A 25635-nucleotide genomic window follows, 5' to 3' on the forward strand; every position below is an offset into this window, starting at 1 on the left:
AAAACACTAGTTATGGACGAAAATAACCCTGTTGAATTTTATAAGAAATTAAAGGACCAATTAACTGAAACATCAAAATGGCCATCTGACTATCTGTATAAATTTATTGTAGAGACGCACACAGATAAAATTGATAAAATCAATGACATATTTGACAACACAGGTGCGGTAATCAATTTAAAAAAATCGAAAAACGGTAAATATACCAGTATTTCTATAACGGTAAACTTGGCGAGTCCGGATCAGGTTATAGAAAAATATAAAAAAGTAGGCGAAATAGAAGGTGTTATCTCCTTGTAAAATAGCATTTCATCTATAATTTTATTAATTTGGCATCGTTATAAGAATACTTCTCAAATACATTAAGCTAAAATTTTCAATTTGCAATTAGTAGAAAACCTAGAATATAATACAGAGCGTGAACATTTGATTATACCCGAATATGGTCGTCATTTTCAAAAAATGGTCAACCATGCGATATCAATTGAAGACCGTGAAGAAAGAAATAAAGTTGCGCAAGCAATCATTAGTGTAATGGGAAATATACAGCCCCATTTACGCGATGTGCCTGATTTTCAACATAAACTTTGGGATCAGTTATTTATTATGGCTGATTTTAATTTAGATGTAGATTCACCATTTCCAATTACTTCTAAAGAGGTATTAAGACAGAGACCTGATGCTTTAGAGTATCCTCAAAACTTTCCTAAATATCGTTTTTATGGTAATAACATTAAGCGTATGATTGATGTCGCCGTAGAGTGGGAGAAAGGTGATAAGCGTTCTGGTTTGGAATATGCGATTGCCAATCACATGAAGAAATGCTATTTGAATTGGAATAAAGATGTAGTTGATGATAGCGCTATTTTTAAGCATTTATTTGAATTAAGCGATGGTCGTATAGATTTAGCTGCCGAAGATGAGAGTTTGACCGATAGCGGACAGTTTCTTAAAAATCGAGTTGCTAAAACGCCACGTTCGAGTAATACAGGAAAGAAAAATCAAAGAAATAATAATAATAACCGCAGTAAAAAGCGGTATTAAATTTCCACTTCTCTAGATGGGGACATTCAAAATTGAAGGAGGGCATCAGTTATCTGGTGAAATAACACCTCAAGGAGCAAAGAACGAAGCACTTCAAATACTTTGCGCAGTACTACTTACAGACGAAAAAGTAACGATCAACAATATACCAGATATTGTTGATGTCAATAAATTGATATCGCTTTTAGAAGATTTAGGTGTAAAAATTCAGAAGAAAGGCAAAGGCTCTTATACTTTTAAGGCAGACGATGTTAATCTAGATTATTTACAATCAGATCAATTTAAAGAAGATGGTAGAGGCTTAAGAGGCTCTATTATGTTGGTAGGGCCTTTATTAGCACGTTTTGGTAAAGGATATATACCTAAACCCGGTGGTGATAAGATTGGTCGTAGACGTTTAGATACACATTTCGAAGGTTTTATAAAACTAGGCGCCAAATTTCGTTACAATCGCGAAGAATATTTTTACGGGGTTGAAGCTGAAAAGCTGAAGGGTACCTATATGTTGTTAGATGAGGCTTCTGTAACAGGAACAGCGAACATTGTAATGGCAGCGGTATTAGCTGAAGGACAAACTACTATTTACAATGCGGCGTGTGAACCCTATTTACAGCAACTTTGTAAAATGTTAATTAGAATGGGCGCCAAAATTACTGGTGTTGGTTCTAATCTTTTGGTTATTGAAGGTGTAGATAGATTAGGTGGTACGGATCACCGTATGCTCCCTGATATGATCGAGATTGGTAGCTGGATCGGTTTGGCTGCAATGACCAAAAGTGAGCTGACTATTAAAGATGTTAGTTGGGACGATTTAGGTCAAATACCAACTGTATTCGGTAAACTCGGTATTACGCTAGAAAGAAAAGGAGATGATATTTACATTCCTGCTCATAAAGACGGATACGAAATTCAAAACTATATCGATGGTTCTATTTTAACCATCGCAGATGCACCTTGGCCAGGTATGACACCTGATTTATTGAGTATCATTTTAGTGGTTGCTACGCAATCTAGAGGAGAAGTGTTGATACATCAAAAGATGTTCGAAAGCCGTTTATTCTTCGTTGATAAATTGTTAGATATGGGTGCAAAAGTTATTCTTTGCGATCCACATAGAGCAACAGTAATAGGTCATGATTTTAAATCTACTCTTAAAGCGACTACAATGACATCGCCAGATATTAGAGCTGGCGTTTCATTATTAATTGCTGCATTATCTGCAAAAGGGACTTCTACTATTCATAATATTGAACAGATAGATCGTGGTTACGAGAATATTGATGAAAGATTACGTGCAATAGGTGCTAAAATCGTTAGGGTTTAAGTAGTTATTGATCAGATATAAAAAACTCCATAATTAGGTTTTACCTTGTTATGGAGTTTTTACTTTTGTACTATTTAAAATTATTTTTCTATTACTGTACCATCAGGATATTTGGCAAAACGACCTCGCTGTATGTCATGCACATGGTCAGGATGCCTCCACGGCCAGCCACCAAACTGCGTGGTTCTAAACTCATTCATGGCATTCTGTAATTCTTCATCGGTATTCATTACAAACGGCCCATATTTAGCCACAGGCTCATCAATAGGTTTACCTTGTAGTACGAGAATACTAGCTTCTTTTTCAATAGCTTTTAATATAATTTCTTCAGATGCCACTACTTCAATACCATGGTTGGGAGTAATTGATTTACCAAAAATTTCTAAAGTATGCCCATCATAAAAATATATGGTTCGGGTTGAACCTTCATTCGCTTTAGGCAATGTTATAGTGCCATTAGCTTCAATTTTTATATTCCAGATGGCGACATCATTTTCTGTTTCTGAAGCCCATGAGTCTGGTGCAGGTGCTAATGCTTTTTCAGAACCAAAACTGCCAGCAATAATCTTTACAGTGGACTACTCTAATTTTAATACCGGAATATCTTCATGCCAAAGCATTTTAAAATGTGGATCTACAAATTTGCTTTTGGCGGGTAGATTCAGCCATATTTGAAAAAGCTCTAAAGTGTTTTCTTTATCGGTGTGAATAAGCGGAAACATTTCTGAATGTTGTACTCCGCTACCAGCAGTCATCCATTGTACATCTCCTTCTCCAAATCGTCCTGCGGCGCCTAATGAATCTGAATGATCACAGAATCCTTTGTTCACAACTGTTATCGTTTCGAATCCGCGATGTGGATGTGCGGGAAATCCGGGTATCGTAGTGCCATGGTACATTCTATACCCATCTTTAATTTGAAAATCGTTTCCTAAATTTCTTCCTTCTAAAGAATCATTAGGTCCTAATTCGCCATTGCCTTTAGGGTAATGGTCTAAATGATACACGCAGAAAAGAAATGGATCTTGCGTTTGCCACGGGAAACCTAATTGGAATATTTGCTTAATTGCGCTATGCATAAGTACGTGTCATTTATTCTTATTTTAATGTACCGCGTCGTTAATCTCTACCCAATTATTTTCTGGGTCTTTTAAATAAATCTGTCGTACTCCGTCTGCTCTTATGGTTACGGTATTTTCTTTTCCTGGCCAGTCCCAATACGCAACCTTCTTTTCTTCAAGAGAAGCTATTAATTCATCTAATTTCTGTGTGGCCAGGCAAAGGTGTACACTTTTACTATGTTCCATAGCCACGCTATCTTTACCTATTAAATGTAATTGTGAGTTTCCTTGAATTACAAACCACTTGAAACCCGATGGGGCAGATGGGTGAGGAATCTCTTTTAGGTTCAGAATATCTTTATAAAATGCACCCACTTTATCCAAATCTTTTACAATTACCGAGTAATGGTCGTACTGAAAATCGAAAGATTGTGCAGAGGACAGAGTGCCAGTGATTAAAAATAATAATGCGATAATTTTTTTCATTGCTGTTGTTTAATTTTGATGGTTCAAGTTACTTAAAAATGAAAGAAGCTATCTGTTACGATAGCTTCTTTTATTAATGTTTTATTCTCCCTCTAATGGTGGTGGACCATCGATCATAGGCTCATAAACTTCATCCCCTTTTCGGGTTTTGAATTCTTCTTTAACCTTGGTAACTAATTTTGGATTTTGAAATAAGTCCAGCATTGTCATACCCATCGCTTTAGAAGCGTGAATCATTCCTTTATGTCCAATAGACATTCCGCCACAAGCAACTACTGCCCATGAATGCCAAGGTGTACCTGTAGGTGCCACAGAAACGCCTAAATTTATGTTAGGTACATTCCAACTTACATCGCCTACATCTGTAGAACCTCCGCCGGGGTTTTCTAATGTTTCTCTTAGCGGGTGAACGGTACCATCAAAACCAACTTCTGGTTTACCGGTTGCTTTTTGAATTGCTTTACCAAAAACAGTTTCTTCTTCAGTATAGGTAATCGGACCTAATAACTCTAAATTATTTTGCATGATTTCTCCGCCAGAGCGGTTAACCAATGTTTCGTAAATACCTGATACCAACGAAATTTTATACTCTACATTCGCCATAATAGCAGCACCTTCTGCCATAGCTTTTACACGTTCGTATGTTGGTAACATATTTGATCTTTTAGGATCTCTAACACGTACCCAGAGTTTAGCGTAATCTGGCACCACGTTTACAACCTGACCACCGTCTTGTATGTGGTAATGAATTCTAGAAGAGGGTAAAATATGTTCTCTGTAATAGTTGATGCCTGTTGTGTATAATTCTAATGCATCAGATGCGCTACGACCGTTCCAAGGATCCATTGAGGCATGTGCTGCTTGACCGTAAAACTCAACTACAAAATCAATAAGTGATAAGCCGCTTTGTACATCTGCTTCAATACCTGCAGATGGGTGCCAGCTAACATTGACATCTACATCATCCCATAATCCAGCTTTTACCATCCATACTTTTGCAAAGTATTTTTCTTCCGCTGGTGTGCCCAAAAATTTTACGGTTCCTTTTATTTTACCGGCATCGATTAGTTCTTTAATCGCAATTGCAGATCCAAGACTTGCAGTACCGAACATATTATGACCGCAACCATGTCCTGCAGCACCTTCTTTAAAAGGTTCTTTTACCGGAGATGTTTTTTGAGAAATTCCCGGTAAGGCATCAAACTCACCCAAAATACTTATTACAGGGCTACCAGAACCATACGTTGCGGTAAAGGCTGTTGGTATATCGGCTACGCCCCTTGTAACGGTCAGTCCATTCTTTTCGGCATAATCTGCTAAAATTCTTGAAGATTCAGTTTCATCAAAAGCAGTTTCGGCTAGTGCCCAAATAGAGTCGCTGATTTTAATAAGTTCTTCTTTGTGTTTATCAATAGAAGTAACTAGTTGAATTTTGTCTTTGCTCATTTTTTGAGAAAAAACCGAAGCACTCATACATATGCAAAGTGCCAATAATACTGTTTTTTTCATTTTAGTCGTTTTGGTTGTTAGTCTTCTAATCATTAGTAGTGTTAAACCTTAGATTAAAGTCCTAGTAAATATACCAAAATAAAACTCCTTATGTAACTCGGTAAATGATAGCTCTGGTTGAGTATATCGCACAACACATAAATTATGACCGTATTGTTCGAATTCTAAATTTAAGACGACACTTACTTGTAAAATATATAATTTAAGGCTTCATTTTTCGTTATTACTCAAATCGCAATGTTTTAAAAATTTCGAATTATGAAAAGCCTAGCCTATAAAGTACTTTTGACCTCTGCATTTTTTTCAATTATGGCGTGTAGTTCTACCAATAGAATGACCATGGGTATTACCCAACCAGCCGAAGTGCCGATACCAAATGACGTACTTAACATAGGTATAGTAAATAGAAGTAGTGCATCTGAAAAGAACAAGGTTGTAGATAATATTGATAAGATTTTATCTTTAGAAGGACTTAATTTGGATAAGGAAGGCGCTCAAAATGCTGTAACGGGACTCAAATATGAATTAGAACGTAGTAATCGATTTGATGCTGTTAAAGTTATTGAGAATCAAAAAGATATAGAAAAGGGGTTAAGCATTTTTCCTTCAGAAATTTCCTGGGAAATTGTTGATAGAATTTGTAAGGAGAATGATGTGGACGTACTATTCTCACTAGAATTTTATGATACCGATACTGCTGTTGACTATGAATTGATTACAGTTAAAATACCTAATAATTTGGGTATCGATGCAAATGTACCGGGACATAGAATTAAACTTAATACAGCAATAAAAAACGGGTGGAGAATCTATGACCCGTCAAATAGAACTATTATCGATGAGTTCGTTTCTAATGACAGAATATTTTCTTCAGGTGAGGGAATAAATCCTGCAAAGGCATTAGAAGCTGTTATTGGTAGAAAAGAGGCTGTTCTAAGTGTAAGCTCTAAATTAGGTGCGAATTATGCACTTTTTACAAGACCTGAAAAAATTCGTATTGCTAGAGATTATTTTATAAAAGGAAGTAACAATTTAGAAGTTGCCGATAGACGCGCAAAAGCTGGTGATTGGGACGGTGCTGCAGATTTATGGAATACCGATTTAAACAATGCAAAAAGTAAAGTTGCCGGTAGAGCTTATTACAATATGGCAATTAGTAATGAAATTAACGGTAACCTGAATAAGGCAATAGAATATGCTTCTAAAGCCTATACTGACTACGAAAATAAAGATGCATTACGTTATGTAAATATGCTAAAAAGAAGAGTTGTTAATCAGCAAGAACTAAATCGTCAATTGGCGAAATAGTTTAGCTAACGGCTTCTTTGTAAGTTGATAAACAGCGCTCTCTAGCCATTTTGTGGTCCACCATTTTTTCTGGGTATTTGTCAGTGCCAAATTCTTTAATCCAGGTTTTTATGTACTCTTTGTTTTTGTCGAACTTATCGACTTGGGTCATAGGGTTAAAAATTCTAAAATAGGGAGCAGCATCAACGCCGCTACCTGCTGCCCATTGCCAATTGCCAACATTAGAGCTCATTTCATAATCTAACAACTTTTCAGCAAAATAGGTTTCTCCCCATCGCCAATCTATTAAAAGGTGTTTGCATAAAAAACTAGCTACCAGCATACGAACACGATTATGCATATAACCAGTCTCATTTAGTTCACGCATACCGGCATCTACCAAAAGATATCCTGTGGTACCAGTTTTCCACTTCTCGAACTCATCTTCATTATTACGCCATTCTATACGGTCATATTTTGATCTAAAGGCATTATCTACCGTATGTGGAAAGTGATATAAAATTGTCATGAAAAATTCTCGCCATATTAATTCACTCCAAAAGACCTTGTTATTTTCAGCAATGGCTTTTTTCATCATTTTACGAACCGATACAGTGCCAAAACGTAAATGCGGACCTAGGTGAGATGTGCCATTCTCTTTTGCAGGAAAATTACGGGTATCTTCATAATTATCGATTAGAGTAGGGGTAACATCATATTCAGGCACGCCTATTTTAGATTTCTCAAAACCAATATCACCTAATGATAAATTGGGTAAACGAGAGTTTTTAATCAAATTAGATAGGTACTCATTCGTGTAATGAATTTCTAAATCTTTATCGGCATTAAATTGTTCTTGCCATTTATTCTTATAAGGAGTATATACTACATATGGCTCTCCATCACCTTTAACAATCTCTGATTTCTCAAAAATAACTTGGTCTTTGAATGTTTTAAATTCTATAGATTTTTCCTGTAAGAAACTTGCAATTTCTTCGTCTCTTTCTTTTGCATACGGTTCATAATCTCTATTCGTAAATACAGACTTAATCTCGTATTCTTGGGTCAGATTTTTTAAAATATCTATCGGTTTACCAAAATACATAGCTAAAGAGCTATCATTTTCTTCTTGTAATTGATTTCGCATGTTTTGCAAAGTCTCATGTATAAACGTAAGTCTTGCATCATCTTTCGGTAATTTTGAAAGAATTTCTTGATCAAATATAAAAATAGGCAGTACTGGGTGGTCACCTTTTAAAGCTTCAAGAAAACCGACATTGTCGTCTAATCTTAAATCTCTTCTAAACCAAAATATAGATACTTTTTTAGACATTTAATTGACGTTTAAAGTTGAGAGTCCGCCATCTACGCCAATAATCTGTCCGGTCATCCAGGTACTCTTATCACTTAAAAGAAAGACTGCTGCATTTGCGATATCTTCGGGGTTTCCGACTCTTTTTAAAGGGTGACGGTCGCTCATCATTTCACGTTTTTTATCATTGTTTAAAAGTCTCTTCGCTAATGGTGTATCTACCAAAGATGGTGCTATAACATTAACTCGAATTTTTGGTGCGTATTCTGCCGCCATCGATTTTGCAAAACCCTCTATGGCTCCTTTAGCAGCCGCTACACTAGTGTGAAACGGCATACCTGTACCTACTGCAATGGTACTAAAAAAGACCATGCTCGATCCATCATTCATCAATGAAATTATTCCTTTCACTATTTTAACCATAGCGAAAAAATTGAGTTCCATATCTTCTTTTATGGTGTCTAATGACATCATTTTAAATGGCTTTAGATTTATGCTGCCGGGGCAATATACAAAGCCATCAAGTTTTTCGGGTAGTTGAGAAATATCAAGTTCGTCGGTCGTAACGTCGAATTTAATATGAGTTATGTTTTTATGCTGCAAGGCTTCTTCGGTACGAGAAGCAACAAATAGATGATTTGTTTCTTGCAATTCTTTTACCATGGATAAACCAATACCATGAGATCCGCCAATTAATAGTATATTTTTCATTTAAAATGATTTAAGTTGAAGTTGATTTGGAATGTTAGGTATAGTTCCGAAAAGATCCTTTAATTTTTGCTCACGAAATTTAAAAATTTCCATCAGCTGTTTTTTTACAATGATAGGATGTGCTATTTGACCTAAAATTCCCAAAGGAATTTTATAATCTATAATGTCTTCCATAATTACGCCCTCACCAATTTCCTTTATAAAGTGTTTGTGATGCCATAATGCATATGGTCCAAATCGTTGCTCGTCAACAAAATAATTGCCTTCATCTACATGCGTTATTTCGGTGACCCATTTTGTAGTGTATCCTGGAAAAGGAGATACTTTATATTGTATTATTTGCCCAGGAAACATTGCCCTATCTGCACCAGATAGAATATGAAACCCCATACGTTCTGGTGTAATAACCTTTAAATTTGCTGGGTCAGACAAAAACTCCCAAGCTTCTTGCTTAGAAATTGGTAAGGCTTGTTGTGAATGTAGTTGATATAATTTCATAGAAATTTATGGTCAATGCTGTAATTTGTAAATGTCTAACAGAATTCAAAAATAGTTAAACAATTTTAAAATTGTTTAACTATTAACTTAAAAATTAACTTTATCGATTAAATTGAATTTAGGTCACTTAAATACAAGTGGTTAACTTTATTCTAGTTTATTTTGCACTATGAAATTATTCTTTCAACAGTTAATGTTTGGTATACTACTTATTTCTACTGTTCAGGTAACTGGTCAGGAGAATGTGCAAACTGTAGGTAATTTGCCAAATGAAATATTTGAAACCTCAGGATTACTTTATTTTAATGATTATCTTATAACTCATAACGATTCTGGTAATGAAGCCATTTTATTTGAGTTAGATACCTTATCACTTACAATTCAAAGAAGGGTTACCATTAGCAATATTTCTAATATCGATTGGGAGGCACTTTCTCAAGATGAAGATTTTATTTACATCGGTGATTTCGGTAATAATGTTGGTGGCAGAACCGATTTAGCAGTACACAGAATTTCTAAAGAGGATTACCTAAGTTCAGATACCGTTACCGCGACCACGATTAACTTTTCATATGAAGACCAGCAGAATTTTGAAAACAATGGCAATAGCGATTGGGATGCGGAAGCCTTTGTAGTTATTGATGAAAATATTTTTGTGTTTACAAAACAATGGCAAAGTCTTGGATCTGTTGCATATCAATTTCCGAAAACGCCTGGTACACATGTAGCCAGTAGAGTGGCAGCTATAGAAAATGTTGGTCTGGTTACCGATGCAAGTTATGATGCTGAATCTAACAGACTGTTACTTATCGGTTATTCTTCGATATTGAGTCCGTTTGTTGGTGTCGTTGAAGATTTAAATTTGAATGGAGTTTTTGAAGGATACACTCAACAATCTCTGGGTCTTAATTTTGTTCAGGCAGAAGGATTGACACAAACGAGTTCGGGAAGTTATTTCTTTTCGTCGGAATATTATTCTAGACAAACACCAACAATAGAGTCACCATCCCGATTGTTTACATTTCAGATTCCTGTTTTTGTGCCTGAGGAACCCGAAAATCCCGAAGAGCCAGAGACGCCAGAGGAGCCAGAGACTCCAGAAGAACCTGAGACTCCAGAGAATCCTGAAAACCCAGTTGAACCTGAATTACCCGATAATGCTTCGGCCGATGAACGACTGGTAATTTACAGAGACGGACTTTCCCAATTATATTATTATTCTATAGCCACCGATAAATCTGTATTCGGACAGGTAATTTATGACATAACCGGTAAGCAGGTTTGGCAGAATTCTGGCGAAATAAAAAAGAAGGGGGTTATCTCTCATCACCTTGAATCTTCAATTTATTACTTGGCACTATACTTAGAAGACCGAGTAATTTCAACCTCATTTGCAGTATATTAAATTCAGCGGCAAGTATTTAAGATTTTGTTAACATTTCTACCACTCCTTTATAAGTAGTTTTGCGATGAATAACTAATCAGCAAAATAATTATGAACAAAGTAGTACTATTTTTATTGGCAATTGTAGCTTCTATAACGGTTGAAGCACAAATAAATACACCTGCACCAAGTCCGTCAGCAAAATTAATGCAGACTGTAGGTTTGACAGAGGTGAATATTGACTATTCTAGACCTTCTATGAGAGGTAGAAAAGTATTTGGTAATCTTGTACCTTTTGATCAATTATGGAGAACTGGAGCTAACGGTTACACTTTAGTAACTTTTGATTCTGACGTAACAATCGGTGGAAAAGAAGTAAAAGCGGGTACATATTCTATCTTCACTAAACCAGGAGCTTCTGCATGGGAAGTATTCTTTTACACTGATGTTGTGGGTGGTGGTACTCCAAGTAATTGGGAAGAGAGTAAAATAGTGGCTCAATTGTCTGCGCCTGTATATCCTATAGAAATGCCTATTGAAACTTTTACAATTTCTATTGATGATGTCACCGGTAACGGAGCCAATATTGGTATCATGTGGGAGAACACGTATATAGGTATCCCTTTTACTGTACCAACAGACGCTACTGTAATGAGTAGTATTGATAAAGCTTTAAATGGTCCATCTTCTGAAGATTACTATGCAGCTGCTGTGTACTATTCTAGTGAAGGAAAAGATATTAACAAAGCTAAAGAATGGATGAATAAGGCAATGTCTATGACTGAAAAGCCTGCATTTTGGCAACTAAGACAGCAGTCTTTAATATTAGCGAAAGCTGGTGATAAAAAAGGAGCGATCGAAGCTGCTAAAAAGTCATTAACTGGTGCAACTGCTGCTGGTAACAATGATTATATTAAAATGAATAATGATTCATTAAAGGAATGGGGTTCTAAATAAATAGCCTCTTTATAAAACTTAAAAAGTCCGTGTTGCGAAACACGGACTTTTTTTATGGAAAATTTTGGAGTAGTTATTCAAATATTTTAACTCCGTCATCAATCGCCAGATGGTAATATTCGGCATCGATACCAGTTTGCTCTTTATACTGTTTTAGCATTGAATGTATACTTACATCTAGTTTTTCTGTTAACATTAGGTTTATGGTACAGCCGCCAAAGCCGCCACCCATCATTCTTGAACCTAATACACCATCTAAATTTTCGCCAATTTTAACCAAAGCATCTAACTCGCTGGTGGTTATTTCGTATTGGGTAGACATTGCCCAATGACCCTGCCTAAGTACATTACCGACTTCTTCTGCATTACCGTTGGTCAATGCCTTAATCATTTTGCGAACACGGTCATTTTCTTCGATAATATATTTTGCACGTTTACAGTCTGTTGCATCGGCTACAGTAGAGACTTTTTTTACATCTTCAAGTGTAACATCGCGTAACGAGGTAATTTCAGGTCTATATTTCTGTACTTCTTTAACGATATTCTCACAAGAAATACGGCGTTTGTTGTATTCAGAATCAACTGCTAAATTGTGTTTTATATTAGAATTCACTAACACCCAGCTATAACCCTCTAAATTAATAGGAATGTAATTGTGACTTAAATCTTTACAGTCTAAGAAAAATGCATTTCCTTTTTTTCCGAAGAGAACTGCATATTGATCCATTAATCCGCAATTGAGTCCGATCATATGTTCGGCTTCTTGTGCAATCAAAGCAATTTCTTCTCGTAAAATATCTTGACCAGATACTTTGGTAACTGCATAGATAAATCCGCAACAAAGAGCTGCAGAAGAAGAGAGACCAGATCCAATAGGAATATCGCCACCAAAAACACAATCAATCCCTATTAATGGATAATTCTTGGCTACTAAAATTTCAATAATCGCCTTAAAGTAGTTTCCCCAAAAAGATTCAAATTTTTGATGTTCACCATTTAATTTGAATTCTATTTTTTCTGGTTGAGTTAAAAAGGTCTCTACTCGAATGGTATCATCATTGTTTTCGGATACGGCAAAGTAAATACCCTTTTCAATAGAAGCCGGCAATACTAAACCTTCATTGTAATCTGTATGTTCACCTATTAAATTTATTCTACCGGGGGCTTTTATGAGAATAGGGTCATTACCATAATTCTCTATAAAATAAGACGCAATTGTTTTATCTATCATTAAAAATCTTCTGAAATACTTTAATTTTTAGCTTGTGGTCAAAGGTTTTTTAAGCATTCGATCAAAGGCTTCAAAAATAAACGATATTAATATGACTATAGCGGCACCAAAAAAGTTAAGCCATAGATATCCTAATTTTTCTTGTCCTGATGGGTAAATATGTATCAAGTAGTAGTAAATAATACATATAATTACCTGTGTTACCACTGCTGCAAAGAATACTGCATTCCCTTTTATGAATTTAAAGAAGAATGCAATTAAGAAAATACCTAGTACATTGCCATAGAATATACTACCAATGATGTTGACCAATTGAATTAAATTATCAAATAGATTCGCGACGCAGGCAATTAATATGGCGACAACACCCCAAATTAAGGTGAAGAATTTAGACGCTTTTACATAATGTTCTTCAGAAAGATTTTCGGTCGCTCTGTTACGTTTGTATAAATCTAAGGCGGTAATAGTACCTAATGCATTAAGTTCTGATGCAGTGGATGACATTGCTGCCGATAAAATTACAGCAAGTAAGAGTCCGACAAGTCCCGTTGGTAAGTTGTTTAAAATAAAATGGATAAAAACATAATCTTTATCATTCGTCTCTACAGCTTCATTCGCTTGACTTATTAATGATTTGGCAGCTACTCGATTAGTACTATCTTTTTGGTTGATACGTATAATCTGCATTTTTGCCTCTTCTACAGCAGTAAATTCTTTTATTTCTAATGCAGCAGAGAATCTGTTCTGCGCAATTCTTTTTTCGGCTTCAAGTGCAATTTGACCTTCTTGTAAGAGTTTGTAATCTTCTGCATAACTAGATTCCATAACTGCTTGTGTTGCAGACGGATTAAAGTTTAGCGGGGATGGATTATATTGATAAAAAACAAATACCATAACACCTACAAGAAGAATAAAGAATTGCATTGGTATTTTTAAAACAGCATTGAAAATAAGGCCTAATTGGCTTTCTCGGATCGATTTACCCGATAAATATCGTTGCACCTGACTTTGGTCAGTACCGAAATAGGCAAGAAAAAGGAAGAGTCCGCCTGTTATACCGCTCCAAAAAGTATATCTACTTGAGGTGTCTAAATCAAAATTTAGTATTTCTAATTTATTACTGGCACCGGCAATTTTCATAGCCTTGCCAAAAGTAATATCAGACGGTAAGTATCCTAATATAAAAAAGAAGGTGATGAACATGCCTGTCATTATAATGAACATCTGCTGTTTTTGAGTAACACTAACAGCTTTTGTTCCACCAGACACGGTATATATAATTACTAGAGTACCTATAATAATATTTAATGTACGTAGGTCCCAGCCTAATACAGCAGATAAAATTATAGATGGTGCAAATATTGTTATACCAGCAGCTAAACCTCTTTGAATTAAAAATAATATTGCTGCTAAAGAACGTGTTTTAAGATCAAAACGGCCTTCTAAAAATTCATAGGCAGTGTATACCTTCATCTTATGGTAAAGTGGAATAAATACCATACATATTATAATCATGGCGAAAGGAAGTCCAAAATAAAATTGAACAAAGCCCATACCGTCATGAAATGCTTGACCTGGAGTAGATAAAAAAGTAATTGCACTGGCTTGAGTCGCCATTACAGATAAACCTATGGTCCACCATTTAGAATCACTACCACCGAGAACGTAATCATCTACGTTTTTACTTCCTTTGGTTTTCCAGACTCCATAAACGACAATAAAGAGAAGTGTGCCGGTAAGAATAATCCAATCTAATCCTCCCATATTAATTAAATGACGTCATTACGTAATAGAAAATAAGAACATATATAAAATTGAGCACTAATACAATGCTGTACTCTTTTTTCCATGTTTTATTTTCGTCGCGTTCTTTGTTCATCCTTTGATTTTCGCTTTTGTTTCCACCTTTTCCTTGCCTACAGATAACATGTTCGAGAATAACTTATATGCCCCTGGTACACCGACTGGTAATTCTCTAAAAAAACTTAGTCCGGTATAAATATAGTTTCCCTTTCCATATTTAGCAATTAACAAACTACCTTTTAAAGAATCTTCTCCTTTATCGTGCATTTCTAAAATAGGCGTAAACTCTTCGCTCCAATTATTTGGGAAGTAGAGACCACGTTCTTGAACCCAACCTGAAAAGTCATTTTCATCGATTTTATTAGGGAAATTTACTAACGAATTATCTTTTGCAATTATTTCTACTTCAGAGTTCTCATTGGTAACTCGATCGCGAGAAATTTCCAACTCAAACGGCGCTATGTTTTCAAACTGTGATCCCCATCTACTTGCCGTATTATATTGCACAATTACTGTACCACCATTTTTGACGTAATCAAGTATAAATCGTTGTTTGAATTTTAATTCGTCTATCACGTTATAGGCTCTAATACCCAAAACTACCGCATCATACTTTTTCAATGATTCTTTAGTAATTGTAGTAGGGTCAATCAGTTGAACATTGTAACCAATTTGTTCTAAACTAGTAGGTACTTCATCGCCAGCACCCATAATATAACCAATATTTTCTCCTGCTTTTTGAATATTTAATCGAACTACTTTTGTCTCTGAAGGTAGCAGAATAGTTTGCGTGGGTACATGGTCATAAGCGATAGTTACCATTTCTTTGGTAATTTCTTTACCGTTCAGTTTTATAATAGGGGATATGGAGCTTTCATTTTCGGTAGTGGGCGGACTCAATATAAAGAAAACTGTTTGTTCATCGCCTTTTTTATTGATTGAAAAAGGTTGCGATTTTTTATCGACTTGCCAACCTGCACCGTGTTTTAATTCTATAGTACCACTAATATTGTCTTTATGGGCTTTAATAGTAATAGGAATTCTTTTTTGATTGGCATCAGCAAAAATTAAAACCTTATCGGCAAAGCTCGCCGTAGCTTCTGGCACCACTTCAAAAGGTTGATAGATTTCTCCTTTATCTGGCTTTGCGTATTTGTAAATAATTGGTTTAGAAATAGGAATCGCTACTCCGTTAATTTCTAGATTAAAGGTGGTATTGAAAGCTCTTGGAGTTTCTGGTTTTCCTATTAAATCGGCATCGTTTACAGTATAGGTGCCCAATGTGCCTTTTTCCATTAACCAATACGGACTAGTGAATTTTGTTGTGTTAGGTATTTCTAAAACAACTTTTTTATCAAACGATTCATTATTATTTAAAGCAGTTTCATCTATCGCTACATCTTGATTATTAAAGAATATCGATTTCAATTTAATATTCAAATCACTTCTATTTAATGCTTGTATTTGTACATCTACTTTTTCTCCTGGGTTGGTGTAAGATGCTGAAGTACTTGCTTCGACATGTAAACCCGAAATTGCAGAGATAATAGTTGTTAATTCATCGGTTTTAAGTTTTTTCCAGTGGTCGTCGGTTGATTTTTGAAGTAGTTGATATGCTTCTAACAAAGCTGGTAAATGACTCGTAGGATTCTTAAAATTAAAATTCTCTTGTACCTTATATAAAATGTCACCTATCGCTTTGCCACCATCGATTCTAGACCAGCTCGTGTCGATACCATCAAAAATGTTTGTTTTGTCATATGGTAAATCGCCTTTTAATAATTCAACATATTCATCTTCTGAACCTCTGGTAGTTAATCTACCAAAACCTTGACATAAATGTTGACTGCTTGCTAGAGAAGCTATTTCATTGTTAGAAATGCCTATCATAGGGTAGTAGGTGCCTACATCCATATTCAACATTTTAGATTTGTCTGCCTCTTTAAATTTTTCTTCACTACCGTAAAACCACCAAGAAGTATTGAAAAATAATCGTTTTGGTTGCCAGGTATTTGTTGTAGCTAATTGTTCAGGATATGCGTTTGAGTCATTTGCTAGATCAAAGGCTTCAAAACTTAGCATCGCAGAAGATGTATGGTGCCCGTGAGTACTACCAGGTGATCTGTGGTCGAACCTGTTAATAATGATGTCGGGTTTAAATTTTCTAATGGTTCGAACGACATCACCTAAGATGGCTTCTTTGTTCCAAATTTCAAGTGTTTCATCTGGGTGTTTAGAATAACCGAAGTCATTAGCGCGACTAAAAAATTGTTCGCCACCGTCAACACGTCTAGCAGCAAGTAACTCTTGGGTTCTTAAAACGCCTAAAAGTTCACGTAATTCGGGTCCGATTAAATTTTGCCCTCCATCACCTCTAGTTAATGATAAGTAGCCTGTTCTTGCTTTTGTATTGTTAGCGAGGTAAGAAATCAATCGGGTATTCTCATCATCGGGGTGTGCAGCAATATATAGTGCTGTACCAAGAAAATTTAATTTTTCAATGGATTGGTAAATGTCAGCGGTAGAAGTATTCTTTGGTGTTTGTGCTGTAAGGGTGCCAAATACAAAAAAACTACAGGCTAGTAACCCTAATAAATATCGCATTTCAAGTTGGTTTTGGTAGTAATTCCAAATATAATAAGATTAGTACCTACGCTTGCTTTTTTTAACGACTTCTTTAACAGAATCAAATAATTTGCTCTTCCTCTTCTTCTATATTTAAAAATTCGCCTTGTTGGTAGGTCGAAATCAGTATAACTCCTTTTTGTAGCAAAAGGTTATTTGGATAGGTTAAAATCTCGCCATTATTTCTTCTTAAGTGTAAATGAAAAGCTCTAATATCTTCTATTACAAACTGATCTAGATCGGAATTGTTCGGGTCTAGTAATTCTTTATCAAGAATACGAATTGTATTTCCTATTTTAAAAGGGAACGAAAAAAAGATGATGACCCCTGCGGTGATATTACTTAAAATAGACCATTGCGCAAATAAGGCAACACCTATAACTGCAAATACAGAAGACAGCATTACGCCTAAATCTCTATAGTTAACACTCCATACCAGTGTTAATGCAACCATAGCGATGACAGTCAATGCTATGTTGATGAATTTCAATATTAGATTGGTTCTAACCGGATTGTAATCGCTGATTTTACTCACCTTTCTTACCGCTGTGGTGAAAAGGAATTTTAAAACAAGGATAACAATTAATACAATGAGACTGTATATTAACTCATTATGATGATTATCAAGAAATTCTTTCATATGCTATAACCCTAAACTATCGCGCAAAGATAAATCCTTATTCGAATTTTGTTGCCAATAGGGTGTTGTAATCCTGTTAATTCTTGTTGCTTTAGAAGTTAACACTTTTGCGTTTTCTCCGTAACCGTCTTTATAGGTATCTGTCCAACTTTCTATCATGTATGGAAACTTGTTTTCAAAGTTGATTTTTAAGGAGCGCTGAAGTTCAGGATACTTTATTTCATAAGTATTTATACCATCTTCTTCGGTTAAGGAAGTTATTGCCTTATAAACTTTTAGCTCTTTATGGGTTAGTCTAATAAATTCTAAAGATGGAATTATATTAATTTCACCTATTGGTAAATCTGAAGGATTAATCCTGATTTTGTTCCAGATCTCGTTTTCAAGATTTGTTTTTTCCACATGATAATCTTGATCACCTTCCGATTCAAAATACGAGTGACTCATTATTTCAAAATCATCTTTGTTGTTCAATTGTGCGTACACCTGACCACACCATTCTTGAGATGAAAAAGATAATTTAAGTGCATGCTGGTTGTCATGTACAGGATAAAAACTACTCGTCATAATCGAGTAGGGGTAAATACCTGTTAGATAATTTTTAGTGGAATTTAGTTTTAAAACCGGAATATTATTTTTATTGCTATTATCTGCCTTTACTTGAGCATCGGGTAAAAATGGTTCGGTAACATATATCATTACCGCATTACCTTCTCTTAATTCACCATATCTAGCTTGTTCTAAATTATATGATGTAATTTCTGCATTACCATTATACCAGTACTTTTTAAATTCTTCTGACAGCTGTTTTTTAGGCAGCTCAGTATCGACCTCAGCCGTAGTCATAGCTAAAGTTTTGCTGGTATCTTGTGGTTTTTCTTTACAACTGGTAAATAAAATTAGTAAAGCGAAAACGCTATATAATGCTGTGTTCAATTTTAAGTTTTTCATATCTACCATTTTTTAGAGTTGTTTTACTTTTTATTGTGCCAATTCTGACAAGGAGTTATAAACCGATTGGGTGGGCAGCCCAACTACATTAGTGTACGAGCCTTTTATTTCTTCAATACCGATTAGCCCTATCCATTCTTGAATACCATAAGCGCCAGCTTTATCAAAAGGTTGATATTCTTTAATATAATGGCGTATTTCTTCTTTTGATAAATTTTTGAACTTAACCTTGGTAATAGAATGTTGAACTATCTGTCGTTCAACTGTGGTGAAACAAACAGAAGAAATTACTTGATGCCAAGCTCCCGATAATTTCTCAAGCATTAATTCGGCTTCATCACTATCTTCTGCCTTGGCTAGAGATTCATTATTAAACCAAACAACAGTATCTGATGTTATTAAAATATCTTTCGGTCGTAATTCTGCTTTAAAAACTTCAGCTTTTAATTTGGCTAAGTAATCTGATATTTCAGCACCTTTTAATTCTAACGGATATACTTCGTCAACAGATTTTATACGTACTTCAAAATCAAGCTCCATATCCTTGAAAAACTGATGTCTTCTTGGTGAGCCAGATGCTAGAATTACATGATAATCTTTCAATTTATTCTTCAACATAAACTAATCGTTTGCTGCACTGAAATGGTTCGACCAATCTCCGCGTACTTTTAAAACCTGTTCGATAACATCACGTACACAGCCATGACCACCGTTTATGTGCGATATATATTGACTCACACTTTTTACTTCAGCAACTGCATTTTGCGGACAAGCAGCTATAGCAACCGCCTTCATTGGTGGAATATCTGGAATGTCATCACCCATATATAAAATGTTTTCGGCGTCAATATGGTAGATATCCATATATTCATCTAAAGCATCCATCTTATAATGAGCTCCCATATAAATATCTGTAACACCTAGAGCGCGTAATCTAGTACGTACACCTTCATTTGTTCCGCCTGTAATTATACACACATTATACCCTTTATTCAAAGCTACTTTTAAGGCATACCCGTCTTTAACACTCATTTTACGTAATAATTCTCCCTCACTAGTAATTAAAAGACTACCGTCAGTAAATACCCCATCAACGTCAAATACAAATGTGGTAATATCTTTTAAATACTCTTTATAACTCTTTTCCATGCTTTTCTTTTATTGCGTTGCTTAATAGGGTGTATAGTTCCCGTTGGTGTTTGTCTTTTATAATTTGTAAATGATTGTGTAACGTTTGTTGGTCTCCGCGTTTTGCAGGTCCCGTTTGGGCTTGCATAGGTGTTAACGTATCTAATTTTGCAGCAGTTTCTTTAATTAAGGGCTGTAATAGTTTAAAGTCAATTTTATGTTCTTCGCATATCTCGGCACCAATTGTATACATGTAATTGGTAAAATTATTTACAAATACCGCTGCTACATGCACTATTTTTCGCTGTTCTGAATCTATTTCAACTACTGTTTTGCTTAATGCTTCACCAAGCTGTTTTAATAGTTTAAGGTCTTCTTCATTTGTTGCTTCTATGCAAATAGGAATAGCATCAAATTCAATAATCTTACCTTTTGTAAAAGTCTGTAGTGGGTAAAAAATACCTGCTCGTTTCGCAGAGTTTAGGGCTTCAAGTGAAGTTGCACCTGATGTATGCACTAAAAGTCCATCAATATCTTTAAAACTATCGGCAACTACTTTTATAGCATCATCTGATACTGCAAGTATATACACATCTGCAGCTTCAATTCTATTAAAATTTGTGCTTGACAGAACAGTACTGTTGACAAAAGCCAAGTGTTCTCGGTTTCTACCAATTACTTGCTTTATGATTACATCACTTGATTTTTCAAAAGCTTGATAAAGATTTTGAGCTACATTTCCTGTACCAATTATTACGACGGATATCATGCCACAAAAATACAAAGTTTATAATAGTCTTGTTATATTAAAATTAACAGTTTTGTTGAAGTTTAAAAGCGGCAAAAGGCATCTGTAAATGATGAAAAGGGCTTATTTTTGCATCTTGAAAATCAACTCCTATCTTCCATGACGGAAATGTTCAAAAAAATATTCTTCTCTACACGTTTAATGTCCATCTTATTTATCGTTTTTGCCACTGCAATGGCATTCGGTACTTTTATTGAAAGTTGGTATAGTACAGAAACTGCACGAATCTGGATCTATAATGCCTGGTGGTTCGAAGTTATTATGGTCTTTTTTGTAATCAACTTTTTTGGTAATATTTCGAGATATCGTTTGTTGCGTTTAGAAAAATGGCCTGTATTAACTCTGCATTTATCTTGGGTACTGATTATTATTGGTGCATTCGTAACGCGTTATATTAGTTATGAGGGTATGATGCCTATACGTGAAGGTAAAACAGAAAAGGTTTTTTATTCGGATAAAACGTATTTAACCGTTTTTGTTGATGGTGAGATTGAAGGCGAGGCGCGAAGGAAAGTATTAGAAGATAAGATAATTGTTACACCAGAAGCTATAAAATCTAACCTACCATGGAAAGCGGATTTCAATGGCGAAGATTTTGAAGTTTCTTATGTTGAATTTATTAAAGGTGCTAAACAAGGTTTATTACCAGATGCTAACGGAACCAAATTTCTTAAAATAGTAGAGGCTGGTGATGGTGAACGTCATGATCATTATTTAGAAGATGGTAAGGTTGCTAGTATACACAATGTTCTTTTTTCTTTAAATAATAAAACTGACGGTGCCATTAATATAATGACCAACGATTCTGTCTATCAAATTCATGCGCCTTTCGAAGGTAATTTTATGCGTATGGCAGACCAGTTTCAAGGGTTATTGGTAAAAGACAGTTTACAACCTTTACAACTTCGTTCCCTATACAACACAGCTGGTATGCAATTTGTAATTCCAGATTCTGTAACACAAGGTTCATATGGTATTGTTGAAATACCTGAAGCTGAGAAAACAAAAATAGATCAAGATGCCATTGTTTTTGATGTTACTGCTAATGGAGAGACGAAACAAATTAAGTTATTAGGTAGTAAAGGTCCTTCAGATTTCAGTGAGAAAGTAAATGTTGGCGGACTCAATTTTTCTATTCGATATGGCTCTAAAGTGTATGACTTGCCTTTTGGTATTAAGTTAAATGATTTTATAGCAGAAAAATATCCTGGTACCGAGAAAGGGTATTCTTCATATATGAGTAGAGTAACCATTGAAGATGAGCGTCCTTTTGACTATGATATTTTTATGAACCATGTATTGGATCATCAAGGGTATCGATTTTTTCAATCGGGTTTTGATCCCGATGAAAAAGGAACAACCTTATCTGTAAACCATGATTTTTGGGGAACTTGGATTACCTACATTGGTTATTTTCTTTTATATATAGGATTAATGGGAATTATGTTTTTTGGTAAAACTCGCTTCAAAGATTTAGCTAATTCTTTAGATGAATTAAAAATCAAAAAGAAAAAAATGTTCGGTGTTATCGCTGTATTAATGGCGTTTTCATTCTCCTCTTTTGCTCAAGAACAACATTCGCCAGAAGAAGGACATCAACAGGCGCCTAGTAAAATACAAATAGATTCTTTGCTTGAAGCTAGTATGGTCAGTAAAGAGCATGCCGATAAATTTGGTAAGCTGGTCATACAGGATGAAGGTGGGCGAATGAAGCCCATCAATACCTTTTCATCAGAACTACTTCGTAAGTTAAGTTTAAAAGACACTTACTTAGCATATAATTCTGATCAGATTCTACTTTCTATGATGATGAACCCTGCGGTTTGGTATAATACGGAGTTTATTGCCTTAGATAAGAAATCGCAGAACGATAGTATTAGAAATGTAATAGGGATTCCCTCTGGTCAAGAATATGTGAAGGCTACAGATTTCTTTGATGAAAAAGGTCAATATAAATTAGAACCTTTTTTAAGAGAGGCAACAGCCACAGCTAATCCGAATAAATTTCAACAAGATTTTAAAGATGCCAATATTAGATTGAGCCTATTAAATCAAGCTTTAGGGCAAGATATCGTTAAGATATTTCCATTATTAGATGATGAGAATAACAAATGGATTTCAGCAGTAGAATATAGAGGCGGACAATACGAAATTAGAGATTCACTGTATTCTAACTTCGTAAAGAATGCCATGCCATATTACCTAATGACTTTAGGCAAAGCACAGCAAAGTGGCGATTACACTTCGGCTGATAAATTACTGGCAGCCTTTCAACAAAATCAGCTAAATCACGGTAGTGAGGTTTTACCTTCTCAACAGAAAGTCAATACAGAGATTATTTATAACAAATTGAATATTTTTAATAGACTATATAAGTATTATGCACTTGTAGGGTTATTAATGTTTTTTACACTTGTTTTCCAGATTTTTAAAGACCGTTCTATTTGGCGCATAGCCGTTTACTTCTTTAAGGGAACTATAATGTTGCTTTTCATTTGGCATACTGCCGGATTAGCTTTGCGCTGGTATATTTCTGGTCATGCCCCTTGGAGTAACGCTTACGAAAGTATATTGTATGTGGCTTGGGCAACTATGGGCATGGGTTGGGCTTTAGGGCGTAAAAGTGATATGACGTTTGCAGCATCTGCTTTTGTTACAGCTATGCTTTTATGGATAGCACACCAAAGTTGGATTGATCCTTCTATTGCCAATCTACAGCCCGTTTTAGACAGTTATTGGTTAATGATACACGTTGCAGTTATTGTTGGTAGTTACGGACCTTTAACCGTAGGTATGATCTTAGGTTTGGTTTCTCTAATCTTAATGATCCTGACTACTAAGAAGAATAAAGAACGTATGACGATCAATATTAAAGAATTGACCATAATCAACGAATTGGCTTTGACCACGGGACTTGTGATGCTTACCATTGGTAACTTTTTAGGAGGACAATGGGCAAATGAAAGTTGGGGTCGATACTGGGGCTGGGATCCAAAAGAGACCTGGGCATTGGTTTCAATTATGATTTATGCCTTTGTAATTCACACACGATTAGTACCAGGATTAAGAGGTAAATGGACATTTAATTTTATGAGTGTCGTTGCCTTCGGTAGTATTATGATGACCTATTTTGGTGTTAATTTTTACTTAGTTGGTCTGCATAGTTATGCTAGTGGTGCACAAGTAATTACACCAACGTTTATTTACTATTTAGTTGCCGGAGTATTAGCGCTAGGTGGAATCAGTTATTGGAGATATAAAGTTAATTATAGTAAATAAGATAATATTCACAATATCGAAAAGCCTCATGGTATATCCATGAGGCTTTTTCTATTTTTAATTATTTGTACTTTTTTATTATTGACTATCAAGTAAATCCATTAGTTCTTCTGCGGCTACTTGACCTTTTTGCTTCAAGAAATCTCTAGGCGTATTATCACCCAATTCAAAAACAATGGCAGGCATACCGTGATTAACATAGAAATAATTACGTGAAACCATAGTCGGTTTAATATCCTTTGACGGATTTATATTCGTATGCTTTTGCGGTAATCTGTTGGTGATATTCTTTATCCAGTCAAAAACTATTTTACCTTTCTCACCAGTAATCGTAGTATCGATAGGGTAGTAGATATCGTCCCAGGTGGAATGGAAATCCGCTCCGAAAACAAATTCATATCCTTCAGATTCCTTCTTAATTAAAAAGTCTCTTACACTTCTTGTTTCTGGTTGATTGAAATCTTGCCAATCTCTATTCAAATCTATTCCTCCCATATTGTGACGCCAGTTGCCGTTATCAACCCCATCAGGATTCATTAATGGTACAACAAATAAATCATAGTTGTCTCTAAACTTTTGAGCCTTTGGCGAGTCTCCGCTCAATGTTTCAATAAAAGACTTCATGGCAAGAAAACCGGTAACTTCTGGTGGGTGTTGTCTAGAAATAACCATAACTGCTTTTTTGTTCTCACCAGTACTAACTTCCATTAAATTCATTGCCCTATTCTCTTTACTTTTTCCTATTTCATAAGTAGCTATGAAATCTTTGGTGGTTAAAGAATCTATCCAGCTTTTAACTCTTGAAGATCCGTAAAGTTCTTGGGCAGTGATATAAGTAGGCACTTCGCTAATTGCTACTTTTAGTTCTACCATCTCTGGTACTGCTTTAATTCCGAAATCACCCGTTCCTTTGTTTATTCCTATGAAATTGGCGCTATCTAACGGAGTAAAATTTTCGCCATCGCTACTTATTTTTGGGTAATACCTACTTCTAGAATCTTGATAGGTCATTTTAATGGTGATGGTCTTAGGTGTTTTTGACCAAACTTTAAATGCATACCACGGACTCACGTTTACAGGAGTGTTTTCAGCTGTAATTAGTGCTGTATAGTGATTGTTTCCGTCAGAAGTTATTCCGTTTAACCTTCCGCTTTCAAAATCATTACTAAAGAAGGTTGTGTCTTCATCAAACGTCCATATACCTTTCCATTGTTTTTGAACAGGTTTAGACAAGGTAGAAACCACGGTACTTTTTCCCTGACCTTGATATCCTTGAGTTGTAGGTTTTTGGTTTTTGCATGCTACAAATGCTACAGTTAGCAAGGTGAAATAAGCGAGTTTGTTTTTCATGCGTTTGAATTTAAATAGGTTGAAAAGTATCGAAGTTTAAATCTAAATACAAAAAAGTAATGTAGACATATTTATAAAGATTTAGAATGAAATATTCCATATTTCTTAATAGTTAGCCCTTTTTAATAAAGTTTTGATAGGAGAATAAAGATGATTTAAAAACTAGGACATGAATTTTAAAAATTTTGAAAGTTCAATGCCAGTTTTGAGACCTAAGTTCAACTGTTTTAATGCTAACATACAGATG

General features: G+C 35.2%; 23 protein-coding genes. 7 read left to right on the top strand and 16 right to left on the bottom strand.

The window, feature by feature from the left end:
• The first annotated feature begins 12 nt into the window (after positions 1–12).
• The 3 genes from ACPF9A_RS19325 (at position 13) to murA (ending at position 2368) form a co-directional block, all read left to right on the top strand.
• Complete coding sequence (locus tag ACPF9A_RS19325) at positions 13–300, top strand: DUF493 family protein (RefSeq protein ID WP_423999552.1); 288 nt, start codon at positions 13–15, stop codon at positions 298–300.
• 81 nt (positions 301–381) lie between these two features.
• Complete coding sequence (locus tag ACPF9A_RS19330) at positions 382–1044, top strand: DUF4290 domain-containing protein (RefSeq protein ID WP_423999554.1); 663 nt, start codon at positions 382–384, stop codon at positions 1042–1044.
• 16 nt (positions 1045–1060) lie between these two features.
• A complete protein-coding gene (murA, locus tag ACPF9A_RS19335; protein ID WP_423999556.1) occupies positions 1061–2368 on the top strand; it encodes a UDP-N-acetylglucosamine 1-carboxyvinyltransferase in 1308 nt (435 codons plus the stop codon).
• Positions 2369–2448: 80 nt separating this feature from the next.
• On the opposite strand, the gene ACPF9A_RS19340 is transcribed toward murA, so the two are convergent.
• The 4 genes from ACPF9A_RS19340 to ACPF9A_RS19355 all read right to left on the bottom strand — a co-directional run bounded on the left by ACPF9A_RS19340 (position 2449) and on the right by ACPF9A_RS19355 (position 5424).
• Positions 2449–2934 (bottom strand): pirin-like C-terminal cupin domain-containing protein, encoded by a 486-nt coding sequence (locus ACPF9A_RS19340; protein ID WP_424004535.1) that lies wholly within the window; start codon positions 2932–2934, stop codon positions 2449–2451.
• A gap of 12 nt (positions 2935–2946) precedes the next feature.
• Positions 2947–3447 (bottom strand): pirin family protein, encoded by a 501-nt coding sequence (locus ACPF9A_RS19345; protein ID WP_423999558.1) that lies wholly within the window; start codon positions 3445–3447, stop codon positions 2947–2949.
• A gap of 24 nt (positions 3448–3471) precedes the next feature.
• Complete coding sequence (locus ACPF9A_RS19350; RefSeq protein ID WP_423999560.1) at positions 3472–3915, bottom strand: VOC family protein; 444 nt, start codon at positions 3913–3915, stop codon at positions 3472–3474.
• An 81-nt stretch (positions 3916–3996) separates the two neighbouring features.
• Entirely contained in the window at positions 3997–5424 is a 1428-nt protein-coding gene (locus ACPF9A_RS19355; RefSeq protein ID WP_423999562.1) for an amidohydrolase, read from the bottom strand.
• 258 nt (positions 5425–5682) lie between these two features.
• Between ACPF9A_RS19355 and ACPF9A_RS19360 the strand changes: the two genes are divergently transcribed.
• Positions 5683–6732 carry a DUF6340 family protein gene (locus ACPF9A_RS19360; protein ID WP_423999564.1) on the top strand — a complete coding sequence of 350 codons (1050 nt, stop codon included), beginning with the start codon at positions 5683–5685 and terminating at the stop codon, positions 6730–6732.
• A gap of 1 nt (position 6733) precedes the next feature.
• Here the strand turns inward: ACPF9A_RS19360 and ACPF9A_RS19365 are convergent, their stop codons facing one another.
• From ACPF9A_RS19365 to ACPF9A_RS19375, 3 genes are read right to left on the bottom strand one after another with little or no spacing between them, the layout of a single operon-like run.
• The gene (locus ACPF9A_RS19365; protein WP_423999566.1) at positions 6734–8044 is read right to left on the bottom strand and encodes a cryptochrome/photolyase family protein; all 1311 of its coding nucleotides are present in this window, start codon (positions 8042–8044) and stop codon (positions 6734–6736) included.
• Positions 8045–8734, bottom strand: coding sequence for an SDR family NAD(P)-dependent oxidoreductase (locus ACPF9A_RS19370; protein WP_423999568.1), 690 nt, complete (start codon positions 8732–8734; stop codon positions 8045–8047).
• Positions 8735–9232 carry an SRPBCC family protein gene (locus ACPF9A_RS19375; RefSeq protein ID WP_423999570.1) on the bottom strand — a complete coding sequence of 166 codons (498 nt, stop codon included), beginning with the start codon at positions 9230–9232 and terminating at the stop codon, positions 8735–8737.
• 169 nt (positions 9233–9401) lie between these two features.
• Here ACPF9A_RS19375 and ACPF9A_RS19380 point away from each other — a divergent pair, with 169 nt between their 5' ends.
• Both ACPF9A_RS19380 and ACPF9A_RS19385 read left to right on the top strand, forming a co-directional pair.
• A complete protein-coding gene (locus tag ACPF9A_RS19380) occupies positions 9402–10637 on the top strand; it encodes a hypothetical protein (protein ID WP_423999572.1) in 1236 nt (411 codons plus the stop codon).
• 90 nt (positions 10638–10727) lie between these two features.
• Entirely contained in the window at positions 10728–11573 is an 846-nt protein-coding gene (locus ACPF9A_RS19385) for a DUF2911 domain-containing protein (RefSeq protein WP_423999574.1), read from the top strand.
• Positions 11574–11646: 73 nt separating this feature from the next.
• Here ACPF9A_RS19385 and galK read toward each other — a convergent pair whose 3' ends face one another.
• The 8 genes from galK to ACPF9A_RS19425 form a co-directional block, all read right to left on the bottom strand.
• Complete coding sequence (galK, locus tag ACPF9A_RS19390; protein ID WP_423999576.1) at positions 11647–12804, bottom strand: galactokinase; 1158 nt, start codon at positions 12802–12804, stop codon at positions 11647–11649.
• Positions 12805–12831: 27 nt separating this feature from the next.
• Positions 12832–14568, bottom strand: a complete 1737-nt coding sequence (locus tag ACPF9A_RS19395; RefSeq protein ID WP_423999578.1) for a sodium:solute symporter — start codon at positions 14566–14568, stop codon at positions 12832–12834.
• 111 nt (positions 14569–14679) lie between these two features.
• Complete coding sequence (locus ACPF9A_RS19400; protein WP_423999580.1) at positions 14680–17211, bottom strand: PIG-L family deacetylase; 2532 nt, start codon at positions 17209–17211, stop codon at positions 14680–14682.
• An 82-nt stretch (positions 17212–17293) separates the two neighbouring features.
• Positions 17294–17872, bottom strand: coding sequence for a mechanosensitive ion channel domain-containing protein (locus tag ACPF9A_RS19405; RefSeq protein WP_423999581.1), 579 nt, complete (start codon positions 17870–17872; stop codon positions 17294–17296).
• 3 nt (positions 17873–17875) lie between these two features.
• Positions 17876–18823, bottom strand: a complete 948-nt coding sequence (locus ACPF9A_RS19410) for a septum formation inhibitor Maf (RefSeq protein ID WP_423999582.1) — start codon at positions 18821–18823, stop codon at positions 17876–17878.
• Between the two features lie 30 nt (positions 18824–18853).
• A complete protein-coding gene (locus tag ACPF9A_RS19415; protein WP_423999584.1) occupies positions 18854–19441 on the bottom strand; it encodes a Maf family nucleotide pyrophosphatase in 588 nt (195 codons plus the stop codon).
• Positions 19442–19444: 3 nt separating this feature from the next.
• Entirely contained in the window at positions 19445–19972 is a 528-nt protein-coding gene (locus ACPF9A_RS19420) for a KdsC family phosphatase (RefSeq protein ID WP_423999586.1), read from the bottom strand.
• Complete coding sequence (locus ACPF9A_RS19425) at positions 19956–20720, bottom strand: Rossmann-like and DUF2520 domain-containing protein (protein WP_423999588.1); 765 nt, start codon at positions 20718–20720, stop codon at positions 19956–19958. Before ACPF9A_RS19425 ends, ACPF9A_RS19420 begins: the two co-directional genes overlap by 17 nt.
• Before the next feature lie 138 nt (positions 20721–20858).
• Between ACPF9A_RS19425 and ccsA the strand changes: the two genes are divergently transcribed.
• Complete coding sequence (gene ccsA, locus ACPF9A_RS19430; protein ID WP_423999590.1) at positions 20859–24038, top strand: cytochrome c biogenesis protein CcsA; 3180 nt, start codon at positions 20859–20861, stop codon at positions 24036–24038.
• A 78-nt stretch (positions 24039–24116) separates the two neighbouring features.
• Here the strand turns inward: ccsA and ACPF9A_RS19435 are convergent, their stop codons facing one another.
• Complete coding sequence (locus ACPF9A_RS19435) at positions 24117–25388, bottom strand: M14 family metallopeptidase (RefSeq protein WP_423999592.1); 1272 nt, start codon at positions 25386–25388, stop codon at positions 24117–24119.
• Positions 25389–25635 lie beyond the last annotated feature (247 nt).

The organism is Maribacter sp. IgM3_T14_3 (assembly GCF_049603095.1).
Taxonomy (GTDB): Bacteria; Bacteroidota; Bacteroidia; order Flavobacteriales; family Flavobacteriaceae; genus Maribacter.